The organism is Nonomuraea ferruginea (assembly GCF_039540635.1).
GTDB classification, from domain to species: domain Bacteria; phylum Actinomycetota; class Actinomycetes; order Streptosporangiales; family Streptosporangiaceae; genus Nonomuraea; species Nonomuraea ferruginea.
The window spans coordinates 109,310-125,237 of the sequence record NZ_BAABFD010000001.1; the positions used below are offsets into that span (position 1 = coordinate 109,310).

Consider the following 15,928-nt stretch of genomic DNA (forward strand, 5'->3'; position numbering starts at 1 on the left):
CCTCACGCAGGGGCAGGGGCTCGGGCTCCGTGCTTAGGTTCGCCTTAATTTGCGGCACTGAAGGGACGCTATAGGCGACGCCTCGCCAAATTGGTATCGAGGTGGCAACGATCGCACCTCTGAACGATCTCGACAAATCGGGTGAACCATTCGTGTGAGTAATCCGCAGCCGGTAAAGGACTCGTCCGGACTGGATCAAGCGCGCATTCCCGGACGACCGGGGCGGGCATCACTGCGGCCATGAGCATGAAATTCCTGCGCAGGGGCGTCCTGCTGGCCATGGTCGTTCCTGCCCTCCTCACCGCCGGCTGCGCCGCGGGCGGCACCGGACAAGCGATGAAGGGCGCGGCGAGCCCCGCCTCGCCGACGGGCACCGAGACCGGCATGACCGAAAGCCCGATGCCCGGCGAAACGGGCACGGCGACACCGACCGAGACCGGCAAGGGCTCGCCCCGGTCGGTGGTGGAGAAGTTCTACCAGGCGCTCGCCTCGGGCAACGGCGAGCAGGCCGCCAAGATGTTCACCTCGGACGGCGTGGCGGCGGTGCAGGGACAGGAGACGGCGGAGGGCACGCAGGCGCTGACCGAGCTCTTCAAGGGCCAGCAGGGCGGCGGCGGCACGCCGAGCATCGAGGAGTCGGAGACCATGGGCAAGAGCGCCTTCGTCTTCGCGTCCTCCGGCCAGGGCGCCGAGGCGACCCGCGGGTTCTTCCTGCTGATGAAGGACAACGACTCCTGGAAGATCGACCGCTACATGAGCAACAGCGCGTCCTGAACGAGGCGTCGGCGCCCGGCACGCCGGGCGTCGTCGCCCGGCTTGTCGGCATACGGTGGGAGCCATGCAGGATCTCTCGCGGTTCCAGCATCCCCGGTTCGCCCGCGCGTACGACCGGATGAGCCGGCGGGCCGAGCCCGTCACGGGCGAGCTGCGCACCCGCCTGCTGGACGGGCTGAGCGGCCGCGTCCTGGAGGTCGGCGCCGGCAACGGGCTCAGCTTCCCCCACTACCCGCGGGGCGTGCGCGAGGTCGTCGCGGTCGAGCCCGACGACGTGCTCCGCGCCGCCGCCGAGCGGGCCGCGGCCACCGCCCCCGTGCCGGTACGCGTCGTGCCCGGCCACGCCGGGGCGCTGCCGTCCGGGCCGGCCGAGTTCGACGCGGTGGTGGTCTCGCTCGTGCTCTGCTCGGTCCCCGACCCGGCGGGCGCGCTCGCCGAGCTGCGCAGGGTGCTCAAGCCCGGCGGCGAGCTGCGCTTCTTCGAGCACGTGCGCTCCGACCGGCCCGTCCGCGGGCTGCTGCAGGACCTGGTCACCCCGGTGTGGTCGCGGGTGGCCGGCGGCTGCCACCCCAACCGCGACACGGCGGCGGCCATCGGCGCCGCGGGCCTGGTCATCGAGGAGCACGACCGGTTCACCCACCGGATCCCCGGCGCGCCCCCGCTCGCCCACATCCTCGGCCGGGCACGCAACCCCTGATCACGTGCCGCCCGGCAGCCGCGGGCTGATGCGGCCCTGGTCGACCAGGGCCAGATAGGCGGCGAACGCGCCGTGCGTCCACATCGCGGCCTGCGACGACGTCAGCGTGACCTCCTCGCCCTCATGCGTGCGGAGCACGTAGCCGTCGGGCGACTCGCGCCGCCACTCGGCCAGCATCCCCTCGTGCACGAGGACGTCGAGCATCCCCGTCAGGTATTCGCGTCCGGTGGCGAACACGGCGCGGGCCTCCTCGCATCTCGCCGGATCCCCCGCATGGCCCCTCAATTCTGCGTCGCGCGGGCGGGAAACGCACCGCCCTCGGGAACCTGGGACCGCCGGGCGGTGTATCACGGCCGGAGGTGTGACATGAGAAGGTTGATGGTCATCCTGGCCGCCGCTGCCGCGCTGATCGCGGGCGCGCCCCCGGCCTCGGCGTCCGGCGGGTGGGCGCTCACGTATCTCGATCCGGTGCCGTCCTCGCTGGCTCCCGGCACGTCGTACACGATCGGGTTCTGGGTCCTGCAGCACGGCACCCACCCGTTCGAGGGCGAGCTGGGCCCGACCGCGCTGCGGCTGACCGGCGCCGACGGCCTCGTCCGCGAGTTCCCCGGCAGCCCCTTGCCCGAGCCCGGCCACTACGCGGCCGCCGTCAACGTGCCCGAAGGCGTCCACAAGCTCACCGGCGTGCAGGGGATGTTCCAGCCGTACGAGATCGGGACCCTCACCGTGCCGGGCAGGATCGAGATCAACCCCCTCGACCCGGACCTGGTCAAGGCCCTTCGTGAGCCGACCGTGGACTACTGGGGCGTGATCCGTCCCCCGGGCATCCCCGACCTCGAAGGCGTACCGGACGCCTCCCCAGCCCCTCCCACCGCGGCATCCGCCCCCACCGCCTCCGCTGCACCCGCCGCCTCTGCCGCGCCCGCCCCAGTAACATCCACCGTCGGCGTCCCCCCGTACACACTCCTGCTCGCCGCAGCAGGCGGCGCGCTGCTGGCGGTGGCGGCACTGCGGTTGCCGCGCCGAGGACGCGAACCGGACCCGCCAGTCGACGACAAGGCGGACACGATCGTCATCTCGGGGTAGGCGCACGCCGCGCTCTGGGGGTGATCGTTCGTGGACGTCGCTGCTCGCCACTGCGGAGGTGGGCTGCTCGTGTCGGCCCGCGCCGCGGCGACGCGCGCGGACGTGCGGGTCTGCGGCGTGGTGCGGGCTGCGCCTTGTGCGGCCTTGTGACCTGCGGTGGTGGGCACAGTCCGCCTCGCGTGGTGGCGCGGTGCGGGCGGTGTTTCGGCTCGCGGGGTGCGTAACGGGTGTGGCAAAAGGGCTCGGACAGGGGGCTGGACGGCGGTGGGTAGATCTTGTCAGGGCGTCGGGGGTCTGAGAGATTGCTCGTACTTTGTCAGCCCCCCGGAGGTCACGCGTGCCACCCTTACGCCCGGCCCTCATCGCCGCCGCCCTCATCGTGGGGACGGCCACCCCCGTCCAGGCGGCAACCGCTCCAGAGATCACCGTCGAGAACGGCCGCACGCAGCCGGTCTTCTCCTACGCCGACGCCATCCGCGAACACGTGTACGTCGAGTCGACCGTCGACAGCGATGCCGACGGCAGGCTCGACCGGGTGCGTGTCGACATCATCAGGCCCAAGGAGTCCGGCCCCGGCCTCAGGGTGCCCGTCATCATCGACGAGAGCCCGTACTACGACAACTCCGGTCGAGGCAACGAAGGCGAGCGGAAGGTCTACGACGACGCCGGCAACGTCGTGAAGTTCCCGCTCTTCTACGACAACTACTTCGTGCCGCGCGGCTACGGCGTGCTCAACGTCGACATGCTCGGCACCACCAAGTCCGACGGTTGCCCCGACGTCGGGGGCAAGGCCGACGTGCTGGGCGGCAAGGCCGTCATCGACTGGCTCAACGGCCGCGCCAAGGCCTACCGCGCCGACGGCAGCCCCGCCGTCGCCGACTGGACCACCGGCAAGTCGGCCATGATCGGCAAGTCGTACGACGGCACGCTCGCCAACGCCGTCGCCGCCACCGGCGTGCGCGGCCTGGAGACGATCGTGCCCATCTCCGCGATCAGCTCCTGGTACAAGTACCAGCGCTCCAACGGCGTCATCTACAACTACGACTACGCCTCCTGGCTGGCCAACTACATCGACACCGACCCCGAGCCCAAGTGTCAGGCCGTGCGCGACCGGATGGACGCCGAGGACGGCGACGACACCGGCGACCACAACGCCTTCTGGGCCGAGCGCGACTACATCAACGGCCTGCTCGGCGACGTCTCCAAGGTACGGGCGAGCGTGTTCGTCGCGCACACCGTCAACGACCTCAACGTCAAGCCCGACAACTTCTCCGAGTGGTGGGAGGCGCTGGCCAAGCGCGGCGTGCCCCGCAAGATCTGGCTCGGCCAGACCGCGCACGTGGACCCGTTCGACTTCGAGGGCCGCAGGGGGCTCTGGGTGGACACGCTGCACCGGTGGTTCGACCACTGGCTGCACGGCGTGCGCAACGACATCATGCGCGAGCCCCGCGCCGACGTCGAGGTCGCTCCCGCCCAGTGGATCACCGAGCGCGACTGGCCGGCGCCCCGCGGCCACAAGCTGACCCTGCGCCCGGCCGCCGACGGCTCGCTCCGCCTCCTGCCCGGCAAGAAGGCGACCGCGAGCTTCACCGACGTACGCATGACCGAGTCCGACATGGTGTCCGACGTCGGCACCGCCAAGCCGGGCCGGATCGCGTACACCACCGGTGAGCTGCCCCTCGACCTGCGCCTGTCCGGCACCCCGGTCGCCGACCTGCGGGTCAAGCTCGACAAGCCGACCGCCAACCTGACCGCGCTGCTCGTCGACTTCGGCGACGACACCCGCGTCGACTGGCGGCGCGGCGGGGGCATCACCACCCTGACCGAGGAGGACTGCTGGGGCGACAGCACCGCCGGGGACGACGCCTGCTACCGCAAGGTCGTCACCAATACGGTCAACCGGCCGGTCGAGATCGTCGCGCGCGGCTGGATCGACGTGCAGAACCGCCTCTCGCTCAGCCGCTCCGCACCGCTGCCCGTGGGCACGTACGGGAGCGTCAAGTGGGAGACCCTGCCGCAGGACTACATCTTCAAGAAGGGACACCGGATCGGCCTGGTGATCGCCGGCACCGACTCGAACTACAGCAACGAGACGGGCACCGGGGCGAACGTCACCGTCGACCTGTCCAAGAGCTCGATCGCGTTCCCGGTGGTGCTCGGGACGCCGCTGGAGAGCGTGCCGCAGGACAGGGCGAGGTTCATCGGACCGCGGGAGGTGACCCTGCCGGAGCCGGAGCGGGAGTTCTCGTTCTTCTGACCTGACCTGCCGCACTGACCGGGCCTCGGGCGGATCGCCGCCCGAGGCCCTCTTGCTCGTGTGTGCATCTTCGCCTTGGTCATTCACGTGTTCGTGGGCAGTTGCTCCAATAGCCGCCTCCGTTCGCGTCGGGGATGAGGGCGCCTCTGTCATGGGTGACGGTCCACGACACCATGAGCGTGAGGGTTCCGTCCGCCGTGGTCGTGCCTTCGGTGGTCTCGCCGTCGCCCTTGGCGGTGCCGGTCCAGTGGACGGTGACGACGCCGGACTCGGTGACAGGCGGGCCCAGGCAGCCGGGGCGGGCGGCCGGGGCGGCGACGGTGAAGGCGTTGCCGGAGACGGCGATGCCGTTCGTGCCGGAGAACGAGGTGACGCGGCAGTCCCCGGTGCACGTCAGCTTGAACGTCCCGGACCGCTTCTCGCCCAGCTTCACGGACGTGGGCGAGATCGCCGCCACGGGCGCCGGGGGAGACGCCTTTCCCCGCGCTGCCGCGTCCACCGGGGCTGCGGTGTCCGCGGGGTCGGCGGGTGAGCCGGTGTCCGCGGGCGTCTGGGCGCCTCCGGGGTCATCGGACGTACGGGCGTCGGCTAGCGCGTTGCCGGATGGGCCGGTGTCCGCGGGCGCCTGGGTGTCTTCCGAGTCCGCTGGCGCGCTGGTGTCCGCCGGTACCTGGGTACTTCTGGGGTCGGCGGGTACTTGATCCTGGTCTGTCGTGGCCTGGGGGTCGGCCGGTGCCTGTTCCGTTCCCGCCGTGGCTCCTGGATCCGCCGGGGACTGGCCGGTCGCCGGGTCCGGTGTGGCCGGGGCCTGGCGCTGGCGGCTCTGGATCCCGGCCCAGACCAGGCCCGCCACCAGCATCACCACACCGACGATCAGCGCGGCCCGTACGAGCCACTGCAGCGAGATCCTGGCCTCCGGGTCGTCCTCGTCCGGCCGCTCCCGCCAGAACTCGTCCCACGTCTCCCCGTGGCCCCCGGCAGGACTCTCCACGGGCGGGTTCGCGAACACCAGTTTGTCCCCGTACTGGGTCACCGGCGTCCTGCCGCTCCGCCACCCGGGATCCAGCGTCCGCATCGGCGCGTGCTGCCGCGGCGGGTCGTCACTCCGCCTCGGCAACGGCACACTGATCCACCCGTCCACCCCGCCCTCACCCAACCGAGGCGGCGTCTCATCCCCGAACCCGCCAGAACTCCGGGAGTGCGGCTTCTCGGGGCCGAGCCCGTCGGGAGTTGGTGTCTCGTCCCCGGGCTCGCCTGAACCCCAGTTCTTGGTCCCGAGTCCGTCAGGGCTCAAGCGAGGTGGCGTCTCATCCCCGAGTCGGCCGGAACTCCAGGGAGGTGGCTTGTTGGTTCCGAGCCCGTCGGGGCTCAAGCGGAGTGGTGTCTCGTCCCCGAACCCGCCAGAACTCCAGGAGTGCGGCTTCTTGGGGCCGAGCCCGCCAGAGCTCAAATGCCTTTTGTCCCCGGCCCCGTCAGGGGCCAAGCGCGGTGGTGTCTTGTCACCGAGTCCGGGGAGGCTCCGGCGGGGGACTGTGTCGCCTCCGTGCTCGCCATCGCCCGAGCGGGCCCGCGTGCCGGGTTCGGTCGCGTCCCACCGAGGTGGTGTCTCGGTCCCGCGTCGGAGGGCCGTGGGGTCGATTCCGCGTTCGCCTCGGGGAGGCGCGGGGGCGTTCGGCGGAGCTTTCTCGTCACCCGTATTCGGCGCGCTCCCGTCGTCCCGTGTCCCGTCCGTGTCACCGCTCACCTCGGCGGCTTCCGCGTTCTCGTCCGTACCGTCTCGCGGTTCGTCCGGCGGGGCGGCGGAGTCGCCCCGGTCCGGTGACGCGCCGGTGTCGAAAGGGTCTTCCCCGAAGGGCGCCTCGGCGGGACGTTCCTCCTGCGCCGTGCCCCAGTGCGGCGGCGCGGTCTTCTTCTCGGTGGGGACGCGCATCGGGGGGAAGTCGCCGCGTTTGCGGTACGGGATGGTGTCGCCCGAGGAGGAGTCGTGGCCCGCGGGCGGCGTGGGAAGCCCCGTGGTGCCGGTGGGCACCAGGCGCTCGCCCGTCTGGTGGGCCGCCCGCAGCAGAGCCTCGGCCGTGCCCGGCGAAGCGGACGGCCCCCGGCGCGCCCGGGAGCCGGGCTCGTCGGGCTCCGGCGGGCCGCCGCCGGAGGGTTCCTGGCCGGTGGCGGCCGCGCCCGCCACCGGCCAGGAGTTTTCCCTGGTGCCCGTCGTGGGGCCGGGGACCAGGGAGATCAGCGCGGGCGGCGGCTCCATCAGACCGCGCGCCTGCGCCGGGAACCCGTCGGAGCGCCACGCCGCCGGATCGCCGGGCAGCGGGTCACCCCAGGCGGGCTGGTCGCGTAACGTGTCAGGGATCGCGGCCAGCGGCAGGCCGAGCAGCAGCACACCGGCCCGCACCCCCTCGCGGGGCGCGGCCTGGCAGGCCTGGCAGGAGCGGACGTGCCGGGCGATCCGGGTGCGGTTGCGCCGGCCGGGCGCCCTCGCCCAGTCCGTCACCCGTACCGCCAGCCGCGCGCACCCGTCGCGGGTCCGCGCCGCGCGCACCGCCGCGACCCACTCCTCCAGCCGGTCGGCGGCCTCCGCGATCATGGTGTTCACCTCGATCGCGGAGACGTCGAAGATCATGGCGATGTCCGCGCTCGCCAGCTCGTGCCGTACCGAGAGGTCGAGCAGTTCCCGGTGCGGCGGGTCGAGCGCCCGCAGCGCGTCGGCCACCTCGCCCGGCGCGCCCGGCCGGGTCCACGAGCCGGGGCTGGCCGGCCTGGACGCCGCCACGGCCGCGCGATGGCACCGCGCGAGCGCGTACAGCCACGGACGCAGCCGCTTCCGGTCGCGCAGCCGCTCCCCGTGCACGTGCGCCGACAGCAGCGCCCCGGCGACGGCCAGCTCCGCGTCGGAGGCCGACAGGCCCGTGCGGCAGTAGTCGTACAGGTGCCTTCCATGCTGCTCGCACAGCCTGCCGATGGCCTCGCGCGCCTCGTTGGACAGCGTCCGCCACATGATCGACTACTCCTCCAGCTAGCACGGCGTCCCTCGCCCGGCCCCTGGCTACGTCAGGGGGCCCGCTAGACGGCCTCCGGCAGGGTGGGTTCGGGGTCGCCGGCGCCGGATCGGGCACCGTCCACGCCGGCCGCGGGCGTGGTGCCGGCGACCCCCGTCCAAGGAGCGGGGAAGGCGGTCATGACGCCCTCCCGTGCGCGGCCGCCCGCGAGGGCGGCCGGTTCAGCGTGACCGGGCGGCCCGTCGCCCGCGACAGCGCCCACCACGCGCTGCACAGGTTCGAGGTGAGCAGCGTCCGGTCGTTGCCCGCGCCGAGCGTGCCCAGCACCGGCAGCGTCGCCATTCCGCTGCAGGCGAACAGCAGCACCGCGTCGACGGGCAGGTCCGCCTGCTTCACCTGGTCGACCAGTTCCGAAGGGGTGATGTCGTACGGGGAGAAACCGCCCTGCGCCCGCACCGGCACGACCCCGGCGATCCGCATGCCCGCGGCCTTCCAGAACCGCTCGGCCAGCTCCGTCAGCCACGGCTGGTACGGCGAGACGATGTGCACCTCCTCCACCCCGAGGTGCCCGATCGCCTCCATGATGGCCACCGTCGCGGTCGCGAACGGCACCCCGAACCGCTCGCTCATCCGCTCGCACTCGTCCTGGTCCTCGTCCGGGTCGAGCAGGTAGCGGGGGCCGTCGCAGGCCATGACGAGCGCGTCGAGCGCCAGGTCGCCGAACGAGCAGGCCATCGCGGGCAGCGCCGCGTTGTAGCTCTCCAGCCGCTCGGCCATCGCCAGCCCCGGGCGTACCGGGAACCGGCTGACATGCATGTCGGCGCGGGAGCCGAGCAGGCGGGTCAGCTCGGGCTCCGCCGACGGGTTGGCGGGCGGCACCAGCACGCCCACCCTGCCGCGGTTCATGCCGCCCTCCCGCCGGGTTCCTCGGGCGGCACGTCAGGCGTTCTGTCCGGGAAGCCGTCGGCCGGGGCGACCGTCCGTCCGGACACGTGCCGGATGCCGTGCAGCCGGTGTGCCGTCCTCGCGGAGCGCTGATCGGCCGGCCGGGTCCCGCGTACGGGAACGCCGTGGTGCCGCGGGCCGCGGACCTCGTCGGTGAGCATGATCACTCCTGTCCATGGGGGTTGCCCCAAGGGGCTGGAACGTCCTGGAGGCCGAGGCGGACCAGCTCTCGATCGGCCTGGCCACGTACTTCCGTGAAGGTGGCGCGGAGCTCCAGCAGGAGCCCGCGCAGTGACTCGGCCTCCTGCCGCGCCGCGCGCAGAGAGGCCTGTACGGCGCGGTGCCGTCGTGCCGTCACCATCCGCCACGACGCGGCGGCGGCCGTCAGGACCGCCACCGCCACGCAGGCGAGCAGGACGGCGTCCGGCCCGGCGCCGGTGATCCCGGGGACGCCGCTCGTCGTCAGGACCGCCGCACCCGCCAGCCCGGCCGACGCGCCCACCACGCGGGCGGTTTCGACCGCGCCCACCCCGGCCGAGAGGTTCCCCCGCCCGGCCGCGGCCGTGCCCGTCGTCAGCGCGCCGGTGGCCAGCGCGCCCAGCCCCGCCCCCGCCAGCAGGGCGCCGGCGAGGACCAGGAGCGGGTACGGACCAGCCAGCAACGATCCGCACCCGGAGGCCAGCGCCACCGCGCCGCCGAGCGCGACCCCGTTCATCCCGTGACGCCGGCCCACCCGGGCCGCGAACGGAGCCGCCGCGGCCATCCCCACCAGAACGGGCACCAGCCAGAGCCACCCGGGCCCGGCACCGGAACTCCCGTCCAGCACGGGAACTCCCGCCACGTAGGCCGGCCCGGTCGCCAGCAGAGCGAAGAACACACCACCGAACGCCCCGGACACGCCCGCCGCCCACCCGAGCCCAGCCTGTGTGTCCGGAGAGTTAGCCGCTCGTCCGAGATCTGCCCGCGCCTCTGCGGAGTCTGCGGTCCAGTTGAAGTCAGACTGCGGGTCCGCTGGGGCTGCGGCTCGTCCGCGCCCAGCTTGCCCGGTCGCCTGCGTAAGCATGGCGTGGGTGTCCGGAGAGTCTGTCGCCCGTCCGAGACCTGCCCGCGCCTCCGAGGAGTCTGCGGTCCAGCCGAGGTCGGACCGCGGGTTTGCTGGGGTCCGTCCGAGGCCGGTTCGTGTGGTCGCGGAGTCTGTGGCTTCGGGGTCGGGTGTGTGTCTCAGGGTCAGTGTCGCCGTCAGGAGGAGCAGCGTCGCCGCGCTCGCGCAGCCGAGTGTCAGCACGGATGTCCAGCCCCACACGCCGCCCCTGGCCAGGGTCAGCACCGCTGCCGCGATCCCCGTGACGAGCAGGACCGCGCCCGCCAGGGCACGCGGGGCCGAGGCGTGGCCCGGAGCGCCGAGAGACCGGGGCAGCGCGGGGGCGAACAGCAACAGCGCCGCCGCCAGCACCGCCCCCGGCAGGAAGAGCCCGCGCCATCCGAACGTGGCCAGCAGCCATCCGCCGCCCGCCTGCATCCCCAGCACCCCGGCCGCGCAGGCCGCGATCCACAGCGCCACCCCGCCGGGCCGCCGCCGCTCCGGCAGCGCGGCGAGCAGCATCGCCAGCGCGGCGGGGACCATGAGCGCGATACCCGCCCCCTGCCCCAGCCGGGCCCCGACGAGCACCGGCCACGACGGTGCGACGATCACCGCCGAGGCTCCCAGCACGTACAGGGCCAGTCCGACGGCCAGCACGCCCCGCCGTCCCGCCAGGTCGGCCATCCGCCCGGCGACGGCCGGCAGCGCCGCCATCGCGACCAGGTTCACGGTGACCGCCCACGCGACCCCGGCCGCCGGAAGCGCCACCGCCAGCGGATCGAGGTCCAGCATCGGCGCGGCCAGCATCCCGGCCACCCAATCCCCCATGACGACACCGGCCACCCCTGCGGCCACCACCCGCAACCCCACGAACCCCCGCCGGCGCGGAGCGGACACCCGCCGCACGCCCACCCGCACGTCAGAACGCCGCTGCCCGGGTGCGGAGGTCCGCCGGGGAACACCTCTCCTCCCTGGTTCGCTCCGGCGGGCCCGCCCGGAGACGGGGGAGCCGGGGCTTCCCGCCTGGATGCGCCTCCCGGCCGAGACGGGGGAGGGCACACGGGGCACGCCGCCGGGCTGTGCGGCGTCCCGGTGATGGTGTGCGGGTTCCGGCTCGTACGGGGTCATGGGGGCGTACGTGGGCCGGTGAGGTTCGCCTGGCAGCCGTGCGGGCGCGGGGCGACGGTCCGGGCCGGGGGCCGGGCCGGGGAAGTGGTGCGCCGGGGGGCGGGTCATCGCGACGGCGCGCAGGCGTCCGGGAGTGGAGGGACGGAGAGGCCGGGCGGCCGGTTGGGCACGCTGGCCGCGACCACGCGCTCGGACAGGCAGGTCGTCAGCCGGGCCGGGCGGACGCGCGGCGGCACCCGGCCACCGGCGACCGTCGTCGCCACTCGGACGGCCAGCGACAGGTGCTCGGCGCAGCGCCGCCGCACCTTCGCCTCCAGGCCCACGACCTGGGCCAGCCGGAGCCGCAGCGGCTCCAGGGTGGCGGTCCGCTGCAGGCCGTCGAGGTCCTCCAGGCGGTCCGGCCAGCGCAGGTCCTCGCGCAGCCGCGCCTCCACCTCGGCGACGATGCTCCCGGCCCGCCGCCCTTCCTGGCGCAGCCGGGTGGCGATGGTGACCGCCGTGAAGATGGTGAGGTCGTAGTCGGCGAGCCGGCCCGCGAGCGCGGCGGCGAGCACCTGGACGCGGTGCGTCAGGCCGTCGGCGCTCCAGCCGAGCACCAGCAGCCGGTCGGCGGCCGGCTCGACATGCCAGCCCGCGAGCCGCAGTTCGCGGGCCATCCGGTGGTACAGGCTCCACCTGTCACCGTCGCCGTCGATCCAGATCTGGACGCCGCCGAAGGGCAGGTCTGACACGTTGACCGGCTCGCCGTCGGGGGATGACCGCGCGCAGATGCGCTGGATCACCCGCTCCTGCACTGGCGAGACCGGGGTTCTGGTGAACCAGGGACTGACCTGGTGATCGATGGTCACGTCCGGCCACCTCCCTGCCGAGCGGCTCCGTTGAGCGTCCGGCTGTCAGGTAACAGTTTCCACGTGTCGTACGATACTGGCTAGATGCGGGATAGTGTGTCAACTCTCAGTTTTCGCCGAAAGAAGATGCCCCGGGTGCGGGAAGGGTGACCTGTCCGGTCAGGACGTCCCGCCGAGGGGTCAGGTCTACGCTTGATTGCGTATTACGGGTAGCAGGAGGCATGCGTGGCGAAGTTCGCCGAGCGACTCGACCTGGCGCTGGCCAAGCGCGGTTTCACGGGTGCTCAGGTCGCCGCAGCGCTCACCGAGGCCGGAATCCCCATCACCCGCGCCTACGTCAGCCAGTTGCGCACGGGAAAGCAGACCAACCCCACCCTCCAGGTGCTGCGGGCGCTGGCCGCGTGCCTCCAGGTGAGCGTGGGCTGGCTGGTGGGCGAGGATCACGTCGAGGCCGGCACGGTCGAGGACCTGCAGCTCCGGGCGGCCGGCATCGGCCTGTCCGCATCCGGGCTCTCCGAGAGCTCGCTGTCCGTCCTGCGGGGGGTGATCGAGCTGGCCCGCAAGGCGGAGGACCTGCCCGCGGACCCGGAGCCCGCCATGGAGATCCCCGACGCGGCCGCGCCGCTGGAGGAGTCCGTGCGCCGCGCGCTCGGCGAGCGGCTCCACTCGCTGCGCCTGGCCGCGCAACTGTCGCCGGAGAAGGTGGAGGCCGTGCTCGGCAAGGGCGCCATCGCGGTCGAGGCGGTCGAGCAGGGCCGCATCGCCCCGGCCCCCGCCACGGTCGAGCGCCTGCTCACCCTGTACGGCGTCACCGCCATGCCCGCCCGCGAGTACGTCCTGTCGATCGCGCGCGGCGAGCGCGAGCTCGAATGGTACGACTCGAGCAACTTCCCCGTATGGCTGGCCACGACCTGCTCCATCGACAGCAGGGCGTCGGTGATCCGCACCTATCACACCCACTTCGTACCGCCGCTGCTGCAGACCGAGGACTACGCGCTCGCGGCGATCGCGGCGGCCGACATGGGATCTTTCCGGCACACCACGGCCGACTCGGCGGTGGACATCCTGGCCGCCCGCCAGCGGCTCATCCTGGGGCCGAACGGACCGGTCGTGTGGGCGGTCATGGACGAGGGCGTGCTGCTGCGCTCGATCACCGAGACCCCCGTGCTGCTCGATCAGCTCAACCGGCTGATCGAGTTCGCCAAACGCCCCAATATCTCTCTGCATATCGTGCCGATGGAGGATCCCGCTTACGTCCCGCGTACCGGCCCGTTCACGCTCTGGCGTTTCGACGAGGCGTTCGAGCCCGACATCGCGTGCGCGCACGCGCTGGAGGCGGACGAACTGATCACGGACGCCGTTCAGGTGGAGGCCTATCACCAGGCCTTCACCAAGCTGTCGGTGACCACGACCACCCGCGACGAGACCCTTGAGACGCTGTGCGCCCACCGCGACAGGCTCGCCCGCGCCGTGGGGAATTGATCGTTCCACCACACCCGATAGAACGAAAGAGCATAAATCCCAAAAAATCTAGGGCTGGGTGCTTGGATAAAGGGATTTTTCCACCATTATGAATTTGGGCAACCGAGTGGGGTCAGTAACCGGAACTTTCCCAACAGAAAGTGGGCGAGGGGAAAGGGGCGACACCCAATGCGCCAGCGGGCTATCCGAAACCTGGCCAATCTCGACACTACCCATGCACGGGTTACCCGCATACTCGACGCGGCGACGGGAGGAAAGAACAACTTCAGAGCCGACAGGGAGGCGGTCAACCGCTACGACGTGGCCGCCGAGATCACCACTGCTGCCGCACAAGCCATTCTCGGGTATTTATCACGGGTCGTACGCCACCTGGCGCTGGAGGGCGTCGACCAGTTCCTGATCGTGGGCAGCGGGGTGCCGAGCGGCCTGCCACCGGGCCGCAGGCTGCACGACATCGCACGCGAGACGCCGCGCACGGCGTCCGCCCGGGTCGTGTACATCGAGAACGACCCGATGGTGCTGGCCAACGCGCAAGCCACCATCGAGCCGATCACCGATCTCGTGCGGGTGGTCGAGGGTGACATCCCGCAGATCGACGAGATCCTGGACGACCGTGTCGTGCGCACGTTCGTGGACTGGAACCGGCCCATGGCCTGGGTCGTGGTCTCGGGCCACAACGTGAGCGACGACGAGCAGGCCCGTCACGTCATCAAACGGCTGCGGGAGAACGCGCCGCGGGGCAGCTACCTGGCCCTGCTGCAGACCACGTTCGACGGCATCCCGCGGGAGTTGCTGCCGGCGATCAACGATCTGCTGGCGATGACGCTGCCGGGACACGCGGTCCGTACCCGCAAGGAGCTCGAAGCCCTGCTGGAAGGGCTGGAACTGCTGGAACCGGGGCTGGTGTGGGTCCCGGAGTGGCGGCCGGACGGCGACGACGACGCCTGCGCCGACCAGCCCGGCAGTTCGGGCAACTACGGGGCGGTGGCGCTGCTGCCATGATCCGCGGAACACCGCCGTCCGGGCCGAGGGCACCGCCCCGGCCCGGGGCGGCGGCGCCCGCGCGTCAGTCCCACCAGAAGGACCAGGCGTGCGAGCCGATCAGCTGCCCGGCGTACCCGTGCAGGTCGCCGGGACCCTGAAGCACGTTGTCAGGGCAGAACGTCCAGTGTTCGGCCGCCACGTGCAGCGCGTGCTCCTGATCGGCCGGAGGCGCGGCCACGCTGATCTCCAGCGTGTTGAACCCGACGCCGACCACCCGCGCCCCGAAGCGGTCCTCCCAGCTGCGCACCACGGCGGCCAGCGGCACCATCCACTCGTTGTGGTGCAGCGCGCCCTGCCACCCCATCGCGGCCAGCGCGTCGGCCCCTCTCTCCGCGGCCACGAGCCCCAGCGGCATGCCCTTGACCGCCAGCTCGTCCGCGTACCAGGCGGCCACCACGTCGGGATCGGCGACCGGCCGGCCCGCGGGCGCGAGCCCCGGGCAGATCGCCCCGTACGGCTCCAGCTCGGCCAGCGCGTCGGCCGGCATCTGCGCCACCCATTCCTCCCAGACCTCCGCCATGAAGCCCTCGGCGGTGAAGTGGTCGATCTGCACCGGATCGTCCGGCACCACCTGCCCCACCGACCACGGCTGGGCGGACTCGTCCAGCAGGACCGGCCACAGCCCGCTGCGCGGATGCTCCTCGCGGAAGCGCCGCCAGTCGTCGCCCGTCGCGGGCTCGTCGCTCATCCAGAACGCGGGCCTGACGGGCTCACCCTGGCCGGTGTAGCCCGGATCGGGCCAGATCACCTCGCCCTCGGGCAGCCCGGCCGACAGGCCGCGCCCCCTGCCGCCGTCGGCGAAGAGCCGGCACAGCTCGCCCGGCAGCCGATGATCGTTCATGCCCTACCATTCCGAGACGGAATCCTGCCTCCGAGATGGTAGTGCCGCCACTCGCTTCAGGACTTTTGTCCTGGGCGATCCCGTATCAACGAATCCCGCGCACCGTCATCGGCCGGGCTTCCGGCGTTCGGCCACAATGGGGGTCGTGACGACCTTCGACGCCATCCTGTGCGACCTCGACGGCGTGCTGCGCCAGTTCGACCATGCCGTCCAAGCCGACATCGAGGCCCGCTACGGGCTGCCGCTGGCGTCCACCGCCTTCGACCCGGCGCTCATCATGCCCGCGACGCTCGGCCACATCACCGAGGCGCAGTGGGCCGAGTCGATCGTCGTCGCGCTAGGCGGAGGAGAGCAGGCCGAGAAGGCGGTCGAGGAGTTCATGGCGGTGCCGTTCCGGGTGGACGAGGAGGTGCGGGCGCTGCTGGCGGCGGCGCGGGCGCGGATGCCCCTGGTGCTCGTCACCAACGCCATGGACACCCTGGAGGATCATCTCGAACGGCTGGAGCTGACGGCCTTCGCCGACGCCGTGGTCAGCAGCGCGCGGGTCGGCCTGGCCAAGCCCGACCGGCGCATCTACGAGCTCGCCGCCGACCTGGCCGGGGTCGCGCCCGGACGCTGCCTGTTCGTGGACGACCGGCTGGAGAACGTGGTGGCCGCCAGGGCGCTCGGCATGACCGGCGTGCACTTCCGGAGCGTCGCGGACCTCGCGGCCGTGCTGCCGCCGTCGTGACCCCCTTCCCGGC

At 72.5% G+C, this 15,928-nt stretch carries 14 protein-coding genes; 7 read left to right on the forward strand and 7 right to left on the reverse strand.

From position 1 onward, the window contains the following. The first annotated feature begins 240 nt into the window (after positions 1-240). Both ABD999_RS00535 and ABD999_RS00540 read left to right on the forward strand, forming a co-directional pair. Complete coding sequence (locus ABD999_RS00535) at positions 241-774, forward strand: Cif family virulence factor (RefSeq protein WP_271277877.1); 534 nt, start codon at positions 241-243, stop codon at positions 772-774. A gap of 64 nt (positions 775-838) precedes the next feature. Beyond that, a complete protein-coding gene (locus ABD999_RS00540; RefSeq protein ID WP_271277878.1) occupies positions 839-1,471 on the forward strand; it encodes a class I SAM-dependent methyltransferase in 633 nt (210 codons plus the stop codon). Here ABD999_RS00540 and ABD999_RS00545 read toward each other — a convergent pair whose 3' ends face one another. After that, the gene (locus tag ABD999_RS00545) at positions 1,472-1,708 is read right to left on the reverse strand and encodes a hypothetical protein (RefSeq protein ID WP_148030238.1); all 237 of its coding nucleotides are present in this window, start codon (positions 1,706-1,708) and stop codon (positions 1,472-1,474) included. It lies immediately after the preceding gene. A gap of 129 nt (positions 1,709-1,837) precedes the next feature. Here ABD999_RS00545 and ABD999_RS00550 point away from each other — a divergent pair, with 129 nt between their 5' ends. Beyond that, positions 1,838-2,557, forward strand: coding sequence for a hypothetical protein (locus ABD999_RS00550; protein WP_271277879.1), 720 nt, complete (start codon positions 1,838-1,840; stop codon positions 2,555-2,557). Between the two features lie 337 nt (positions 2,558-2,894). Next, complete coding sequence (locus ABD999_RS00555) at positions 2,895-4,814, forward strand: Xaa-Pro dipeptidyl-peptidase (RefSeq protein ID WP_271277880.1); 1,920 nt, start codon at positions 2,895-2,897, stop codon at positions 4,812-4,814. A 79-nt stretch (positions 4,815-4,893) separates the two neighbouring features. On the opposite strand, the gene ABD999_RS00560 is transcribed toward ABD999_RS00555, so the two are convergent. The 5 genes from ABD999_RS00560 to ABD999_RS00580 all read right to left on the reverse strand — a co-directional run bounded on the left by ABD999_RS00560 (position 4,894) and on the right by ABD999_RS00580 (position 11,818). Beyond that, a complete protein-coding gene (locus ABD999_RS00560; RefSeq protein WP_345482498.1) occupies positions 4,894-7,815 on the reverse strand; it encodes a hypothetical protein in 2,922 nt (973 codons plus the stop codon). A 178-nt stretch (positions 7,816-7,993) separates the two neighbouring features. Then, a complete protein-coding gene (locus ABD999_RS00565; RefSeq protein WP_148030242.1) occupies positions 7,994-8,722 on the reverse strand; it encodes a maleate cis-trans isomerase family protein in 729 nt (242 codons plus the stop codon). Continuing rightward, the gene (locus ABD999_RS00570; RefSeq protein ID WP_148030243.1) at positions 8,719-8,922 is read right to left on the reverse strand and encodes a hypothetical protein; all 204 of its coding nucleotides are present in this window, start codon (positions 8,920-8,922) and stop codon (positions 8,719-8,721) included. The genes ABD999_RS00565 and ABD999_RS00570 overlap by 4 nt, the downstream gene beginning before the upstream one ends. Before the next feature lie 2 nt (positions 8,923-8,924). Beyond that, positions 8,925-10,760: an MFS transporter gene (locus tag ABD999_RS00575; RefSeq protein WP_271275947.1), complete on the reverse strand. Its 1,836-nt coding sequence runs from the start codon at positions 10,758-10,760 to the stop codon at positions 8,925-8,927. 314 nt (positions 10,761-11,074) lie between these two features. Further along, positions 11,075-11,818 carry a hypothetical protein gene (locus tag ABD999_RS00580; protein WP_148030245.1) on the reverse strand — a complete coding sequence of 248 codons (744 nt, stop codon included), beginning with the start codon at positions 11,816-11,818 and terminating at the stop codon, positions 11,075-11,077. A 225-nt stretch (positions 11,819-12,043) separates the two neighbouring features. Between ABD999_RS00580 and ABD999_RS00585 the strand changes: the two genes are divergently transcribed. Both ABD999_RS00585 and ABD999_RS00590 read left to right on the forward strand, forming a co-directional pair. Then, complete coding sequence (locus ABD999_RS00585) at positions 12,044-13,300, forward strand: helix-turn-helix domain-containing protein (RefSeq protein WP_148030246.1); 1,257 nt, start codon at positions 12,044-12,046, stop codon at positions 13,298-13,300. Positions 13,301-13,468: 168 nt separating this feature from the next. Continuing rightward, the gene (locus ABD999_RS00590) at positions 13,469-14,302 is read left to right on the forward strand and encodes an SAM-dependent methyltransferase (protein ID WP_148030247.1); all 834 of its coding nucleotides are present in this window, start codon (positions 13,469-13,471) and stop codon (positions 14,300-14,302) included. A 64-nt stretch (positions 14,303-14,366) separates the two neighbouring features. On the opposite strand, the gene ABD999_RS00595 is transcribed toward ABD999_RS00590, so the two are convergent. Further along, positions 14,367-15,185 (reverse strand): DUF4253 domain-containing protein, encoded by an 819-nt coding sequence (locus tag ABD999_RS00595; RefSeq protein ID WP_148030248.1) that lies wholly within the window; start codon positions 15,183-15,185, stop codon positions 14,367-14,369. A 145-nt stretch (positions 15,186-15,330) separates the two neighbouring features. On the opposite strand from ABD999_RS00595, the gene ABD999_RS00600 reads away from it, so the two are divergent. Then, positions 15,331-15,915, forward strand: coding sequence for an HAD-IA family hydrolase (locus tag ABD999_RS00600; protein WP_222708871.1), 585 nt, complete (start codon positions 15,331-15,333; stop codon positions 15,913-15,915). Positions 15,916-15,928 lie beyond the last annotated feature (13 nt).

What these genes read in the sequence shown, in the direction of transcription:
- ABD999_RS00570 (WP_148030243.1), bottom strand. Translation starts at nt 8,922, where the DNA reads ATGCTCACCGACGAGGTCCGCGGCCCGCGGCACCACGGCGTTCCCGTA.
- ABD999_RS00550 (WP_271277879.1), top strand. Translation starts at nt 1,838, where the DNA reads ATGAGAAGGTTGATGGTCATCCTGGCCGCCGCTGCCGCGCTGATCGCG.
- ABD999_RS00535 (WP_271277877.1), top strand. Translation starts at nt 241, where the DNA reads ATGAGCATGAAATTCCTGCGCAGGGGCGTCCTGCTGGCCATGGTCGTT.
- ABD999_RS00595 (WP_148030248.1), bottom strand. Translation starts at nt 15,185, where the DNA reads ATGAACGATCATCGGCTGCCGGGCGAGCTGTGCCGGCTCTTCGCCGAC.
- ABD999_RS00540 (WP_271277878.1), top strand. Translation starts at nt 839, where the DNA reads ATGCAGGATCTCTCGCGGTTCCAGCATCCCCGGTTCGCCCGCGCGTAC.
- ABD999_RS00560 (WP_345482498.1), bottom strand. Translation starts at nt 7,815, where the DNA reads ATGTGGCGGACGCTGTCCAACGAGGCGCGCGAGGCCATCGGCAGGCTG.
- ABD999_RS00590 (WP_148030247.1), top strand. Translation starts at nt 13,469, where the DNA reads ATGCGCCAGCGGGCTATCCGAAACCTGGCCAATCTCGACACTACCCAT.
- ABD999_RS00565 (WP_148030242.1), bottom strand. Translation starts at nt 8,722, where the DNA reads ATGAACCGCGGCAGGGTGGGCGTGCTGGTGCCGCCCGCCAACCCGTCG.